The organism is Mitsuaria sp. BK041, from assembly GCF_014193085.1.
In the GTDB taxonomy this organism is placed as follows: domain Bacteria; phylum Pseudomonadota; class Gammaproteobacteria; order Burkholderiales; family Burkholderiaceae_C; genus Roseateles.
The window spans coordinates 532337-544623 of record NZ_JACHYT010000001.1 but is presented as its reverse complement, the minus strand read 5'-3'; the positions used below and the strand labels follow the sequence as shown (position 1 = coordinate 544623).

The 12287-nt window shown below is 72.6% G+C and carries 12 protein-coding genes; 9 read left to right on the top strand and 3 right to left on the bottom strand.

The features are described 5' to 3' along the window. Positions 1-55: 55 nt before the first annotated feature. The 9 genes from cobO (at position 56) to FHT38_RS02385 (ending at position 8261) form a co-directional block, all read left to right on the top strand. Positions 56-625, top strand: coding sequence for a cob(I)yrinic acid a,c-diamide adenosyltransferase (gene cobO / locus FHT38_RS02425; RefSeq protein ID WP_147242047.1), 570 nt, complete (start codon positions 56-58; stop codon positions 623-625). A gap of 40 nt (positions 626-665) precedes the next feature. After that, positions 666-1658: an adenosylcobinamide-phosphate synthase CbiB gene (gene cbiB / locus FHT38_RS02420; RefSeq protein ID WP_255488581.1), complete on the top strand. Its 993-nt coding sequence runs from the start codon at positions 666-668 to the stop codon at positions 1656-1658. Then, complete coding sequence (locus FHT38_RS02415) at positions 1655-2770, top strand: histidinol-phosphate transaminase (protein WP_183489527.1); 1116 nt, start codon at positions 1655-1657, stop codon at positions 2768-2770. The genes cbiB and FHT38_RS02415 overlap by 4 nt, the downstream gene beginning before the upstream one ends. After that, the gene (locus FHT38_RS02410) at positions 2767-4329 is read left to right on the top strand and encodes a cobyric acid synthase (protein WP_255488580.1); all 1563 of its coding nucleotides are present in this window, start codon (positions 2767-2769) and stop codon (positions 4327-4329) included. Before FHT38_RS02415 ends, FHT38_RS02410 begins: the two co-directional genes overlap by 4 nt. A gap of 39 nt (positions 4330-4368) precedes the next feature. After that, on the top strand, positions 4369-5412 hold the full coding sequence (gene cobT / locus FHT38_RS02405; RefSeq protein WP_183489524.1) for a nicotinate-nucleotide--dimethylbenzimidazole phosphoribosyltransferase: 1044 nt from the start codon (positions 4369-4371) through the stop codon (positions 5410-5412). A gap of 60 nt (positions 5413-5472) precedes the next feature. After that, positions 5473-5859: a DUF4440 domain-containing protein gene (locus tag FHT38_RS02400; protein ID WP_091721282.1), complete on the top strand. Its 387-nt coding sequence runs from the start codon at positions 5473-5475 to the stop codon at positions 5857-5859. 197 nt (positions 5860-6056) lie between these two features. Next, complete coding sequence (locus FHT38_RS02395; protein WP_221213728.1) at positions 6057-6467, top strand: hypothetical protein; 411 nt, start codon at positions 6057-6059, stop codon at positions 6465-6467. Next, positions 6457-6726 (top strand): DUF3649 domain-containing protein, encoded by a 270-nt coding sequence (locus tag FHT38_RS02390; protein WP_183489521.1) that lies wholly within the window; start codon positions 6457-6459, stop codon positions 6724-6726. The genes FHT38_RS02395 and FHT38_RS02390 overlap by 11 nt, the downstream gene beginning before the upstream one ends. Further along, entirely contained in the window at positions 6723-8261 is a 1539-nt protein-coding gene (locus FHT38_RS02385; RefSeq protein ID WP_183489517.1) for a PepSY domain-containing protein, read from the top strand. The genes FHT38_RS02390 and FHT38_RS02385 overlap by 4 nt, the downstream gene beginning before the upstream one ends. A 72-nt stretch (positions 8262-8333) precedes the next feature. Here FHT38_RS02385 and FHT38_RS02380 read toward each other — a convergent pair whose 3' ends face one another. From FHT38_RS02380 to FHT38_RS02370, 3 genes are all read right to left on the bottom strand, one after another. Continuing rightward, positions 8334-9575: a hypothetical protein gene (locus FHT38_RS02380; RefSeq protein WP_183489514.1), complete on the bottom strand. Its 1242-nt coding sequence runs from the start codon at positions 9573-9575 to the stop codon at positions 8334-8336. Positions 9576-9838: 263 nt separating this feature from the next. After that, complete coding sequence (locus FHT38_RS02375; RefSeq protein WP_147241510.1) at positions 9839-10756, bottom strand: amino acid ABC transporter substrate-binding protein; 918 nt, start codon at positions 10754-10756, stop codon at positions 9839-9841. Positions 10757-10906: 150 nt separating this feature from the next. After that, entirely contained in the window at positions 10907-12223 is a 1317-nt protein-coding gene (locus FHT38_RS02370; protein WP_183489510.1) for an MFS transporter, read from the bottom strand. Positions 12224-12287 lie beyond the last annotated feature (64 nt).

Here is a 12287-nt window from a genome sequence, read left to right as displayed (position 1 = left end):
CCTCTTTTCCGGCAAGCGGGAGTGGGGTCACGGTCTCTCTCTTTCGGAGCACGACATGGAAATCGAACAACCGCCCGTCGACCGCGAACGCATCATCCCCAGCGGCGAGCGCCGCGGCTTGGTGTTGGTCCACACCGGCAACGGCAAGGGCAAGAGTACGGCCGCCTTCGGCCTGGCGCTGCGGGCGCATGGCCGCGGCAAGCGGGTCCACATCTACCAGTTCATGAAGGTGCCGAGCGCGCGCTTCGGCGAGCACCGGCTGTTCGAGCAGATCGGCGTGCCGATCGAGGGGCTCGGCGATGGTTTCTCGTGGAAGAGCAAGGACCTGGATCACTCGGCGCAGTTGGCGCGCGACGGCTGGGAGCGCGCGAAGGCGACCATCCTGGGCGGTGAGCACTTCCTGGTCGTGCTGGACGAGATCATGTATCCGCTGCGCTACGGCTGGCTGCCGCTGGAGCCGGTCCTGCAGGCGCTGCGCGAGCGGCCGCCCCATGTGCATGTCTGCCTGACCGGTCGCGGCGCGCCGCAGGAGCTGATCGACCTGGCCGACACCGTCACCGAGATGACGATGGTCAAGCATCACTTCAAGGCCGGTGTCCCCGCCCAGCGGGGCATCGAGGATTGACCGCTAAGCTGCGCGCCTGATCCCGCCCGCCCGCGCCAAGATGTCCACGCTTCCCATGCCCTGGCTGCTCGCTCTCGCGATCCCGATCGCCCTGCTGGTCGACCGCTGGTTCGGCGAGCCACCGGCCGCCGTGCATCCCGTCGTCGGCATGGGCCGCTTCCTGACGCTCTTCGGCGACCGGCTGTGCGCGATGTCGGCCAAGGCCGCCTTCCTGGGCGGCGCACTCGCCTGGACGATCGGCCTTGTCCTCGCCGCCCTCACCGCCTGGGCCATCGAGCACACGATCATCGCGGGCCTGGAACCGTGGCTCGGCGGCTGGCGCCTGGGCGCCGCGGCGCTGCTGGTGGGACTCGCGCTCAAGCCGATGCTGGCCTGGCGCATGCTGCGCGACGAGGTCGGCGCCGTCGAGACCGCGCTGGCGCGCTCGCTCGACGACGGCCGCACCCGTCTGTCCCGCCTCGTCAGCCGCGACACGCGCGCGCTCTCGCCGGTGCAGGTGCGCGAGACCGCCATCGAGACGCTGGCCGAGAACCTCAACGATTCGGTCGTGGCGCCGCTGTTCTGGTTCATGGTCGCTGGACTGCCCGGCGCGGCCGCCTACCGCTTCGCCAACACCGCCGATGCGATGTGGGGTTATCGCGGTCGCTGGGAATGGGCCGGCAAATGGGCCGCGCGCGCCGACGACCTGCTGTCCTGGATCCCCGCGCGGCTGACCGGCCTGGCCCTCATCGCGCTGCGGCCGGCGCTGCTCGCGTCCCTGCGGCGCGAAGCCGCCCGCACGCCCTCGCCCAACGGCGGCTGGCCGATGGGCGCGATGGCCTTGCGGCTCGACCGGCTGCTGAGCAAGCCCGGCCACTACACCCTGAACCCGTCCGGCGCGCCCGTGGTCGCCGGCGACATCGGCGCCGCCCAGCGCCTCGCGGCCGGCGCGCTGCTGGGGCTGGCAGCGCTGCTGGCGCTCGGCGCCGCGGCGCTGCGCGGCGCGTTCGCGCCGGGCCTCGGCCTGGCCCTGATCCTCGGAGGCCCGCGATGAGCCGCTTCCCCCTGCCGCTGCACGGCGGCACCGACGCCGGCCCGCCCGTGCGCCACGATTTCTCCACCAACGCCCATCCGCTCGGCCCGCCGCCGGCCGCGCTCGACGCGGTGCTGCGCGCGGACCGGCTGCGGTATCCCGATCCCGCCTACTCGACGCTGCGCGCGCGCCTGGGCGACTGGCACGGCGTCGATGCCGACCGCGTGCTGCCGGCCTCCGGCGGCTCGGAAGCCATCCGCCGCCTGACGCTGGCCGCGATGCTGTCCGGCGTGACCCGCGTGTGCGTGCCGCAGCCCGGCTTCGGCGACTACGCCGCCGCGGCGCATGCACTCGGCCTGCAGGTGTGCGGCTACGAGGACGCCTTCCAGCTCGCCGACACGCTGACCCTGCCGTCGCTGGTCTGGGTCTGCGATCCCAACAACCCCACCGGCGCCAGCTTCGGCGCGGCCGAATGGACCGCGGTCGCGCTCGCGCTCGGCCACAGCGGCTCGCAACTCGTCGTCGACCAGGCCTACGGCGCGCTGCGCCTGGGCGGCGGCTGCGCCCTGCCTCAGGCCATCGCCGACGGCGCCTGGCGCCTGGTCTGTCCCAACAAGGCGCTGGGCATGACCGGCGTGCGCGGCGCCTACCTGCTCGGGCCGCGCGACGGCCTCTGGGTCGACCGCGTCGCGGAACTGGCGCCCAGCTGGGTGCTGTCGGCCGAGGGCCAGGCGCTGCTCGAGGCCTGGACCACGCCGGCGATCCGCGACGAGCTCGAGGCCTCGCTGCCGCTGCTGCGCGAGTGGCGCGCCGCGCAATGGGACCGGATGGCGGCGCTGGGCTTCGACCAGATCGACGGCGGCGTCGCCAACTTCTGGCTCGCGGCGCTGCCGGCGCCCTGGCTGGCGACGCCAGAGCCGCTGCTCGAAGGCCTGCGGGCGCTGGGGATCAAGCTCCGCGACGCCAGCTCCTTCGGCCTGCCGGGCCTGGTGCGGGTGTCGGTGCAGGCGCCGGAAGCCGTCGACGCGCTGGCGGCGGCGATGCAGACCTTCGGCGGGCATCGGGCGCTGCCCGCGGCGCCGTCGGTGCATGGCGCGTTCGACACGACCGTGCCAGTGGAGACCACGCAATGAGCGGCGGCGACAACGACCGCCCCCGCGCGACCACCGGCCGCGGCCGCGCGGTCATGGTGCTGGGCACCACCAGCGGCGCCGGCAAGAGCTTCCTCACCACGGCGCTGTGCCGCTGGTATGCGCGCCAGGGGCTGCGCGTCGCGCCCTACAAGGCGCAGAACATGAGCAACAACGCGCGCGTCGTGCCCGGCCTCGGCGGTCGGCAGGGCGAGATCGGCGCCGCGCAGTACTTCCAGGCGCTGGCCGCCCGCGCGCGGCCCGAGGTGCGCATGAATCCGGTGCTGCTCAAGCCGGAGAAGGACACGGCCTCGCAGGTGGTGGTGCTGGGCGAGGTCGACGAGGCGCTGAGCCGCGCGCCCTGGCGCGAGCGCAGCGAGGCGCTCTGGGTCCGCGCGCGCGGCGCGCTGCACGCGCTGCTGGACGAAAACGACGTGGTCGTCATCGAAGGCGCCGGCTCGCCCGCCGAGATCAACCTGCACAGCAGCGACTACGTCAACATGCGCACCGCCCGCGAGGCCGGCGCGGCCTGCCTGCTGGTGAGCGACATCGACCGCGGCGGCGCCTTCGCGCACCTGTACGGCACGCACCAGCTGCTGCCGGCCGAGGAGCGCGCGCTGATCCGCGGCTTCGTGCTGAACCGCTTCCGCGGCGATGCCTCGCTGCTGTCGCCGGGGCCGGAGATGCTGGCGCAGCTGACCGGCGTCCCGACGCTCGCGACGCTGCCGATGTGGCGCGGCCATGGCCTGCCGGAGGAGGACGGCGTCTTCGACGACCGCGCCACCGGCGGCACCGGCGGCGGCCGCGCGCTGCGCATCGCGGTGGTCGCTTATCCGCGCCTGTCCAACCTGGACGAGTTCCAGCCGCTGCGCAACCTGGCCGACGTGCGGCTGAGCTGGGCCCGCTCGCCGGCCGAGCTCGACGGCGTGGACTGGATCGTGCTGCCGGGCTCGAAGGCGGTGGCCGCGGACCTGGCCTGGCTGCGCGCGCAGTGGCTGGACGTGGCGATCGCGGCGCACGCGGCGGCCGGCCGGCCGGTGCTGGGCATCTGCGGCGGCCTGCAGATGCTGGGCGAAGCGCTGGTCGACCCGCATGGCCTGGACGGCAACGCGCCGGGCCTGGGGCTGCTGCCGCTGGTGACGCTGTTCGAGCGCGACAAGCTGCTGCGCGAGAGCCGCTGCCGCTTCGCGCCCGAGTTGGCGGCGCCGTGGTCGGCGCTTGGCGGACAGCCGGCGCGCGGCTACGAGATCCATCACGGCCGCACCGCGCAACACCCGGCCCTCCCCGAGGCGCGGCCGGTGCTGTTCGACGACCTCGGCGAACCGGTCGGCTGGCAGCACGGACCGGTGCTCGGCCATTACCTGCACGGCCTCTTCGAGGACGAGCGGGTCCTGACCGCGCTGTTCGACCGGCCGGTCCGCCCGCTCGACCAGGTCTTCGACGAACTGGCCGACTACGTCGATCGCCACTTCGAACCCGGCGCGCTGGCGGGCCTGCTGTCGCCGGCGCCTTCGTCCTCGCCGCCACCCCCACGCACATCGACGCCAGCGGCCTCACGCTGAGCGACGCGCCCGTCTTCCTTGACGTCACAAGAAGTCCGCATGACCACGCAAGACCTGATTCCCGCGATCCCTTCGCTGCACGACGACGCGCTGGCCGCGGCGCTGCGCCACCGCATCGACCGCAAGACCAAGCCGCTGGGCTCGCTGGGACGGCTGGAGGCGCTGATGCTGCGCCTGGGCCTGATCCTGGGCACCGAGCAGCCGCGGCTGGTCGATCCGCAGCTGATGGTCTTCGCGGCCGACCACGGGCTGGCGGCGCACGGCGTCTCGGCCTATCTGCCGGACGTGACCTGGCAGATGGTGGAGAACTTCCTGGCGGGCGGCGCGGCGGTGTCGGTGCTGGCGCGCCAGCACGGGCTGCAGCTGAGCATCGTTGACGCCGGCGTGCGCCATGTCTTCGAGCCCCGGCCGGGCCTGCTGATCGCGAAGATCGGCATGGGCAGCCGCGACATGCTGGACGGCCCGGCGATGACGATGGACGAATGCGCCACCGCGATCGCGGCGGGCAAGACGCTGCTGCAGAAGCGCCCGGGCAATGTGCTGCTGCTGGGCGAGATGGGCATCGGCAACACCTCGTCGGCGGCGCTGCTGCTGTCGCGGCTGGGCGGGCATGCGCTGGCGGCCTGCGTCGGCCGCGGCACGGGCCTGGACGACGCGCAGCTGCGCCACAAGCTGGACGTGCTGACGCGCGCCCTGGACAAGCATCCGCGCGCGACCGAGCCGCTGGCCGCGCTGGCCGCGCTGGGCGGCCTGGAGATCGCGATGATGGTCGGCGCGGTGCTGCAGGCGGCGCAGGAGCGCCGGGTGATCGTGGTGGACGGCTTCATCACCGGTGCGGCGGTGCTGGTGGCCTCGGCGCTGCAGCCGGCGGTGCTGGAGCGCTGCGTCTTCGCGCACCGCTCCAACGAGCAGGGCCATCGGCTGATGCTGGACACGCTGCAGGCCGAGCCGCTGCTGGACCTGGGCCTGCGCCTGGGCGAAGGCTCCGGCGCGGCGCTGGCCTGGCCGCTGCTGGCGTCGGCCTGCCGCCTGCTCGACGAGATGGCGAGCTTCGACTCGGCGGGGGTGAGTGACAGGGCGTGAGTGACAGGGCATGAGCGCCGCGGCCGGTATCCTCGCCTCTCCGCATCCCGCCCGACGCCCATGCCCGATACCGACCGCTCCCTGCTCGACACCCTCCGCGCGCTGGAGGTCGAGCTGCACCACCCCGGCGTGCGCTGCAGCGCCGAGCGGCTCTCGCAGCTGCTGCATCCCGACTTCCACGAGGTCGGCCGCTCCGGTCGCCAGTACGACCGGCCGACGATCATCGCGTGGCTGGCCGACGACCATGAGCCGCCCAAGGTCGTGCCCGACGACTTCCGCCTCGCGCCGATCTCGCCGGAAGCGGCGCTGCTGACCTACCGCTCGGCGCATCGCCAGGAGGACGGGACGCTGGTCCACCACACGCTGCGGTCCTCGCTGTGGCTGAAGACCGCCGACGGCTGGCAGATGCGCTACCACCAGGGCACGCCGGCGGCGCAGCCCTGGTAAGGGCGCCACGCGGCCCCGAGGCGGGGAGACAGACCCCGAGGCTGCAAGGCCCGAAGGGCCGTGACGAGGCCGACTTCCGGGCGCGACACGCCGGCCGCAGGGAGATTGCGGACCTCCGCCGACGCGATGGAATAATCGCCAGCCCCGCCAGCCAACATGAGTGAGCCAGCCGTCGCCTGTCACAAGGACCGCTCCTCATGTCCCGACCACCCCTGGCGCGCCCCTCGCGGGCGCTGGCGCTGAGTCTGTTCGCCGGCACGTCCGCGTGGGCCGCCGCCGACACCTCGCTCGCCGATCCCCTTTCCCAATCCCTGCTGGCCGCGCCGGGTGCGGCCGCCGTGCTGGCCTCGGTCGTCGGCCTGGCCGCCGCGATCGCGCTCTACCGCGCCAGCAGCCATCAGCGGCTCTGGCCCCGCAGCGCGCGGCCGCGCCGCTGGCGCTGCGCCGCGCTCGCGCTACTCGTGGTCGCCACGCTGCTGGCCGTGCCCGCGCTCGGCGTCACCGCCGCGTTCTCGGTCGCGCTCAGCGCCGCGATGCTGGGCGCGGTCGCCCTGCCCTTCCTCAACGCGTGGCGCGTCCACGCCCAGGGAGACAGCGATGTGGGCTAGATCCCTCGCCGCGGGCCTGCTCGGCCTGCCGCTGACCGTCGGCGTGGTGGGCCTGGCCGCGCTGCTGTGGCCCGGCCCGCTGCGCGACCACGCGCTGGTGCTGCTGGTCTGCGCCTGCCCCGTCTGGGTCGGCGCGCTGGCCCTGCCCTTCCAGCTGCGCAGCGCGACGCGCGCCTGGATCGTCATGACCGCGATCACCGCGCTGTGCTTCGCGGCGATCCACGGACTCAAGTTCATCGGCTGGGTGCGCATCGCATGAACGCCAAGACCCTCAAGACCTGGCTCTCGGTGCACAGCGGCATCGGCATCGCCGCCGGCCTGCTGCTGTTCATCGCCTTCTACGCCGGCGCGCTGACGCTGTTCCATCACGAGATCGAGGAATGGTCCGCCGCCGCCGAGCCCCCGGCCGGCCCGCCCCCCGCGCTGGCCGACGCGCAGCGGCTGCTGGACGGCGTGCTCGCGCAGGCGCCGAAGATGGCGGCCGACATCCGCCTGCAGCTGCCCCACGACGGCCACGGCCTGCGCGCCTACGGCCAGGATCCCGCGACGAAGGCCTGGCGGTCGTTCGAGCTCGGCGCCGACGGCCAGCCCCGCGAGCAGCGGGAGCGCGGCGAGCTCGGCGAGTTCATCTACCGCCTGCACTACACCGTCGGCATTCCCGGCGCCTGGGGCACCTACACGATGGGCGTGGTGTCGCTGGTCTACGGCCTGGCGCTGGTCAGCGGGCTGGTGATCTACCTGCCGGTGCTGGCGCGCGATCTCTTCGCGCTGCGCTGGGGCCGCAACCTGAAGCGGCTCTGGCAGGACGCGCACAACGCCGTCGGCCTGCTCTCCCTGCCTTTCCACATCGTTTTCGCCTGGAGCGGCGCGGTGCTGTGCATCGGCACGCTGCTGCTGGCGCCGTTCCAGTTCCTGGTCTTCGAGGGCAAGCTGCTGGCGCTGATCGGCCCGCAGGCCGGCTTCTCGCGGCCGGTCCAGGCCAGCGGCACGCCGGCATCGCCGCTGAACGTGGAGCAACTGGTCGCCGCGGCCACCCGGGCGGCGCCCGGACTGGAAGTCGAACGCCTGCACATCCGCCATCACGGCGACGCCGCCGCGCAGGTGGAAGCCGACGGCGTCGTGCACGAACGCCACCTCAGCGGGGCCACGCGCGTGGAGCTGTCCGGCACTACTGGCGCGCTGCTGCATCCGGTCCAGCGGCCCACGAGCTACGGCAGCGGCACCGCCCTGCTGCGCGGCTTGCAGACCCTGCATTACGGCGACTTCGGCGGACTGGCGCTGCGCTGGGTGTACTTCGTGCTGGCGCTCGCCGGCGCCTTCCTCTTCTACAGCGGCAACCTGCTGTGGGTCGAATCGCGCCGCAAGCACCAGCAAGCGGCCCAGCCGCGCCGCGCCAGCGTGATGGCGCGGCTGACGCTGGGCGTGGCGCTGGGCTGCATCGCGGGCATCTCGGCGCTGTTCGTCGGCACCCGGGTGCTGGGGCCGGACCGTTTCGCCGACGCGGTGCAGCCGGTCTACTTCGCGGTGCTGGGCCTGTGCGTGCTCTGGGCGCTGGTCCGCCCGCTGCCGAAGGCAGCCTTCGAGCTGTGCGTCGCCGCCGCGGCGCTCACCGGCTGCATCGCGCTGGCCGACGCCGCGATGCTCGGCCCGCGCCTGCTGCGCGGCGACCTGCTGCTGTGGACCGTCGACCTGACGGCGCTGCTCGGCGCCGCGCTGCTGCTCCTGCTGGCCCGCGCGACGCGGCATCGCGCCCGCAACGGCGCGCCGCACAGCGTGTGGGCGCTCGGCGCATGAGCGTCTGAACGCGGCTGGCATCGGCGTGCGGAGCCGGAGCCGGCCTTCGACTTCCGACAGCCGCCGACCGGGCTACTTCGAGTAGCCCGTGTCCTTGATGAACACCGACCGCCGCTCCGGGCCGCTGAAGGCGAACAGCACGCGCTGCTGCTCGCCGTTGTCGCGCTCGACGACCATGGCCCAGCGCTCGAGCCGGTAGCGTCCGGTGAAATCGGCCCCGTTGCGGCGCTGCGTCGTCCCGCCGCCGGCGCCGGCGCCGACGGCGCTCACCGACGAGGTCCCCGTGCTGCCGCCGCGCGAGTAGGACGTCGTCGCCATGCCGGTCACGCCGGCCGCGGCGGCCATCGAGCCGGTGCCGAAGACCGCGCGGCCGCTCTGCTCGAACTGGCCGTCGCCATGGAAGTGGAAGCGGTTCTGCGAGCTGCTGCCGCCCAGGATCGAGTACCACGAGTGGGTGAAGGTGCCGTCCACCCGCTGCCCCGCCTCGGCGGGCTGCGCCGGCCGGCCCTGCACGGTGCGCCAGTCCTTGTCGTCGTGGTCGCGGATCTGCCACTCGCTGCCCTGGCGGCGCCACTGGATGACGCGCTCGGGCTGGAAGCGGCGCGCGCCGGCCATGTCGAGCTCGTCGGGCGGCAGGTCCAGCCGCTGGTAGCCGCTGCCGTCCTTGAGCAGCAGGTGCACGTGCTCGACCAGGCTCTCGCCGCTGGGCTGGTACCAGGTCCAGAGCAGGAAGGCGATGTCCTTGTCCGCGACGCCCTTGCCTGGCGCGGCCCGGATCGCGCGCTCGGCGGCGGCGCGGCGTTCCAGCGTGGCGCTGCGCTCCGCCTCCTCGCGCAGGCGGCGGTCGTCGCCGGCCAGCGCGCGCAGCGTCGGCCACAGCTCGTTGGACTTGCCCGTGATGGACTTCAGGCCGTCGCCGTAGCGCTGCAGCAGCGCCTCCTCCTGCGAGAACGCGATGCGCAGCCATTCGACCTTGCCGTCGCGCGGCGGGCGCATGTAGACCTGGGTCTCGACGGCGGCGCCCGCCACCGTCACCACGCAGCTCTGCACCACGACGCCGGCGGTCAGCGTCTCGGGCGCGCGGCAGGCGGGCTGGCCGCTCGCGCCCAGCCCGCGCAGCGGCTCACGGATGCGCGCGAAGGCGTCCAGGCCCTGGGCGCGCCCGACCTCCAGCGGCGGCGCCGCCCACAACTGCATCACCTTGCCCGGCGGCAGGTCGGCCGGCTGCTGCAGCAGCCCGTCATCGACCACGCGCATCGTCCAGCCGGTCGGGGCGTCGTACGCGCGGACGGGCGAGGCGAGCACGAGGAACATCAGCCCCACCAATGACAGCGGTGGCGTCGATGGCATCGACTGCACCCGCGGCACTCGCGGCACTCGCGGCACTCGCGGTATGCGCGGCATCCACGACATCAGGCAACGGCGGAAGGCATCCAGGCGCATGACGATCCTGCGGCAATGAGGAGCGCGCAGTGTCACGGCGATGCGTCCGTCCGCCTCTCCCCAGCCCTAGGGAGTGCCAGAAATGCAAAGCGGGCCCTGAGGCCCGCCGGAGTTCCTCGAGCGACGCTCGCGGATCAGATGGAGTAACCCAGCAGCATCGCCACGCCGGCTTCCTTGTTGGGACGCTTGAAGCCGTCGCGGGTCAGGCGGTTCATCGGGATCGACAGCGACGAGGTCTGGAACCACTTGGCGTAGAGCTGGTCGATCTCGCCGCTGGCGTAGATGCGGCTCAGCACGCGGTCCACGATCGAGCCGAGGCGGGTGTCGCCCTTGCGCATCATGATCCCGTAGGGCTCGACCGAGAACGCCATGCCGCCCAGGCTCAGGCTGTCCTGCGCCTTCTCCTTCGAGGTCAGGCCCAGCAGCAGCGCGTCGTCCTGCGCGAACGCGCGGGCCTTGCCCTCGCGCAGCGCCTTGAAGGCGTCGCCGTTGCTGGCGTACTGCACCAGCTGCATCTTGGCTTCGCCCGACTTGTTCAGCTGGTTGAACAGCTTCTCCGACGTCGTGCCCTTGGTCAGCGCGATCGTCATGCCGTCCAGGTCCTTGGTCGTCTCGACCCGGGTGCCGTTGGGCAGCAGCACCCGCATGCCGGCGACGAAGACGGTGTAGCTGAAGTCGACCTGCTCCTGCCGCGCCTTGGTGTTGGTCGTGGAGCCGCACTCCAGGTCGATGTCGCCCTTCTGCAGCTTGGGGATGCGGTCGGCGCCCGAGACGACGACGTACTCGACCTTCAGCTCGGGCAGCTTGAGTTCCTTCTTGATCTCGTCGACAGCCGCCAGGCACAGCTCGACGGTGTAGCCCTGGCCCTGCTTCTGCTCGTTGACGAAGGAGAACGGACGGGACGTCTCGCGCACGCCCAGCGTGATCGTGCGGGTCTCCTTGATGCGGGCCATCGTGTCGATGGTGGAGCCGGCGGCGCTGGCCGACAGCGACGTCAGCGCGGCGGCGGACATGACAAGGACGCCGCTCAGGCGCCGGATCGCGGAGGACATGGTCGAAGTTCGGGTCAGTGAAAACCCTGAATTCTAGGGATGCGTCCTCACCGAAGCGTCACCAGCCACCGCCGCTCGACCACCGGTTCCCTACCGCCCAGGCGCAAGCCGAACCCTTCCGTGAAATCAATCACGGGTCGATAACCGGACTCACCGTGAAGGCGCCGTCAAGGGCGCGCCGCCTGCCGGCTGGCCGCGCACCAGCTGGCGCATCAGCAGCGCGGCCACCAGCGTCGATCCGATCACGACGTAGCCCACCTGGCCGAAGTCCTGGACGTGGCCGTCCGGCCCGATGTGGACGATGTGGCCCGCCACCAGCGAGGCCACCCCGCCGGCGAGCTGCTGCAGCGCCGAATTGATCGCGTTGAACGAGCCGCGCTGCTCCGGCGCGGGCACGCCGGCGAGGGTCGCCTGGGCCGGGATCATGCGCGAGAAGATGCCCACGAACATCACCACGTTCACCAGGATCAGCAGCCACAGCGGCGACGGGCCCAGGTGGGTGTAGACCGCGACCGTGGCGATGGTGATGGCGCAGCCGGCGTAGAACACCGGCATCGCGCCGACGCGGTCGGCCATGCGGCCGATCAGCGGCGAGAACACCAGCGTGCACAGGCCGGTCACCAGGTAGATCACCGGCAGGTGATCCAGCGGGATGCCGACGTTGTGCACCACGAAGGCGCTGGCGAAGGGCATGAGCATGAAGCCGCCCGTCGTCAGCAGCGCGGTCAGCGCGAAGGCCAGCTGCTGGCGCGACACCCGCACCGTCTGCAGCAGGTGCCGCCCGGCGCTGTGCCGGCCGGTGCCGGCCGCGCCGAGGTGCGCATTGACCGGCTGCAGCCGGGTCGCGATCACCAGCGCGGCGAGCAGCCCGAACAGCACGATCGCGATGAACGGCGCATGCCAGTCGAAGCGCGAGGCCAGGAAGATCGAGAACGGCAGCCCCAGCACCTGGCTGGCCGCGAAGCCGCCCTGCAGCAGGCCCATCACGCGGCCGCGCTGCGCGGGCGGGAACAGGTCGGCGGTGATGGCCATGACGATGGAGCCGATGACGCCGCCGAACAGGCCGGTGACGATGCGCGCCGCCAGCAGCGACACGAAGCTGGTGGCCAGCCCGCACCACAGCGTGCCCAGCAGGAAGCCGCCGAAGAAGAACAGCAGCAGCCGCTTGCGGTCGAAGCGGTCGGCGAAGCCGGCGGTCAGCAGGCCGGCGATGCCGGCGCTGAAGGCGTAGGCCGAGACGGCCGTGCCGAACTCGCCGGCGCTCATCCGCAGTGCCGGCATGATCATCACGCCCAGCGGGGACATGATCATGAAGTCCAGCACGACGGCGAATTGCAGCAGCGCCATCAGGCCGGCGGCCAGGCGTTGGTAGGGCGTGAAGGGCTGCATCGCGGCGGGTGGGGCCGTGGATGTCGCCGTGGATGTCGCGGCGGGTGTGCCGGCGGGAGCGGATTGGTGGTCAGGCATGGGGCGCGATTCTGCGCACCGCCTGTCCCGACTGCGTAAAGACATGGCGTAAAGACATCGCCGG

Excerpts from the sequence above, each read along its gene's own strand:
- FHT38_RS02375 (WP_147241510.1), bottom strand. The coding sequence starts at position 10,756 with ATGTCCTCCGCGATCCGGCGCCTGAGCGGCGTCCTTGTCATGTCCGCC.
- FHT38_RS02415 (WP_183489527.1), top strand. The coding sequence starts at position 1,655 with ATGAGCCGCTTCCCCCTGCCGCTGCACGGCGGCACCGACGCCGGCCCG.
- FHT38_RS02400 (WP_091721282.1), top strand. The coding sequence starts at position 5,473 with ATGCCCGATACCGACCGCTCCCTGCTCGACACCCTCCGCGCGCTGGAG.
- cobO (WP_147242047.1), top strand. The coding sequence starts at position 56 with ATGGAAATCGAACAACCGCCCGTCGACCGCGAACGCATCATCCCCAGC.
- FHT38_RS02390 (WP_183489521.1), top strand. The coding sequence starts at position 6,457 with ATGTGGGCTAGATCCCTCGCCGCGGGCCTGCTCGGCCTGCCGCTGACC.
- FHT38_RS02395 (WP_221213728.1), top strand. The coding sequence starts at position 6,057 with ATGTCCCGACCACCCCTGGCGCGCCCCTCGCGGGCGCTGGCGCTGAGT.
- FHT38_RS02410 (WP_255488580.1), top strand. The coding sequence starts at position 2,767 with ATGAGCGGCGGCGACAACGACCGCCCCCGCGCGACCACCGGCCGCGGC.
- cobT (WP_183489524.1), top strand. The coding sequence starts at position 4,369 with ATGACCACGCAAGACCTGATTCCCGCGATCCCTTCGCTGCACGACGAC.
- FHT38_RS02380 (WP_183489514.1), bottom strand. The coding sequence starts at position 9,575 with ATGTTCCTCGTGCTCGCCTCGCCCGTCCGCGCGTACGACGCCCCGACC.
- FHT38_RS02370 (WP_183489510.1), bottom strand. The coding sequence starts at position 12,223 with ATGCCTGACCACCAATCCGCTCCCGCCGGCACACCCGCCGCGACATCC.
- FHT38_RS02385 (WP_183489517.1), top strand. The coding sequence starts at position 6,723 with ATGAACGCCAAGACCCTCAAGACCTGGCTCTCGGTGCACAGCGGCATC.
- cbiB (WP_255488581.1), top strand. The coding sequence starts at position 666 with ATGTCCACGCTTCCCATGCCCTGGCTGCTCGCTCTCGCGATCCCGATC.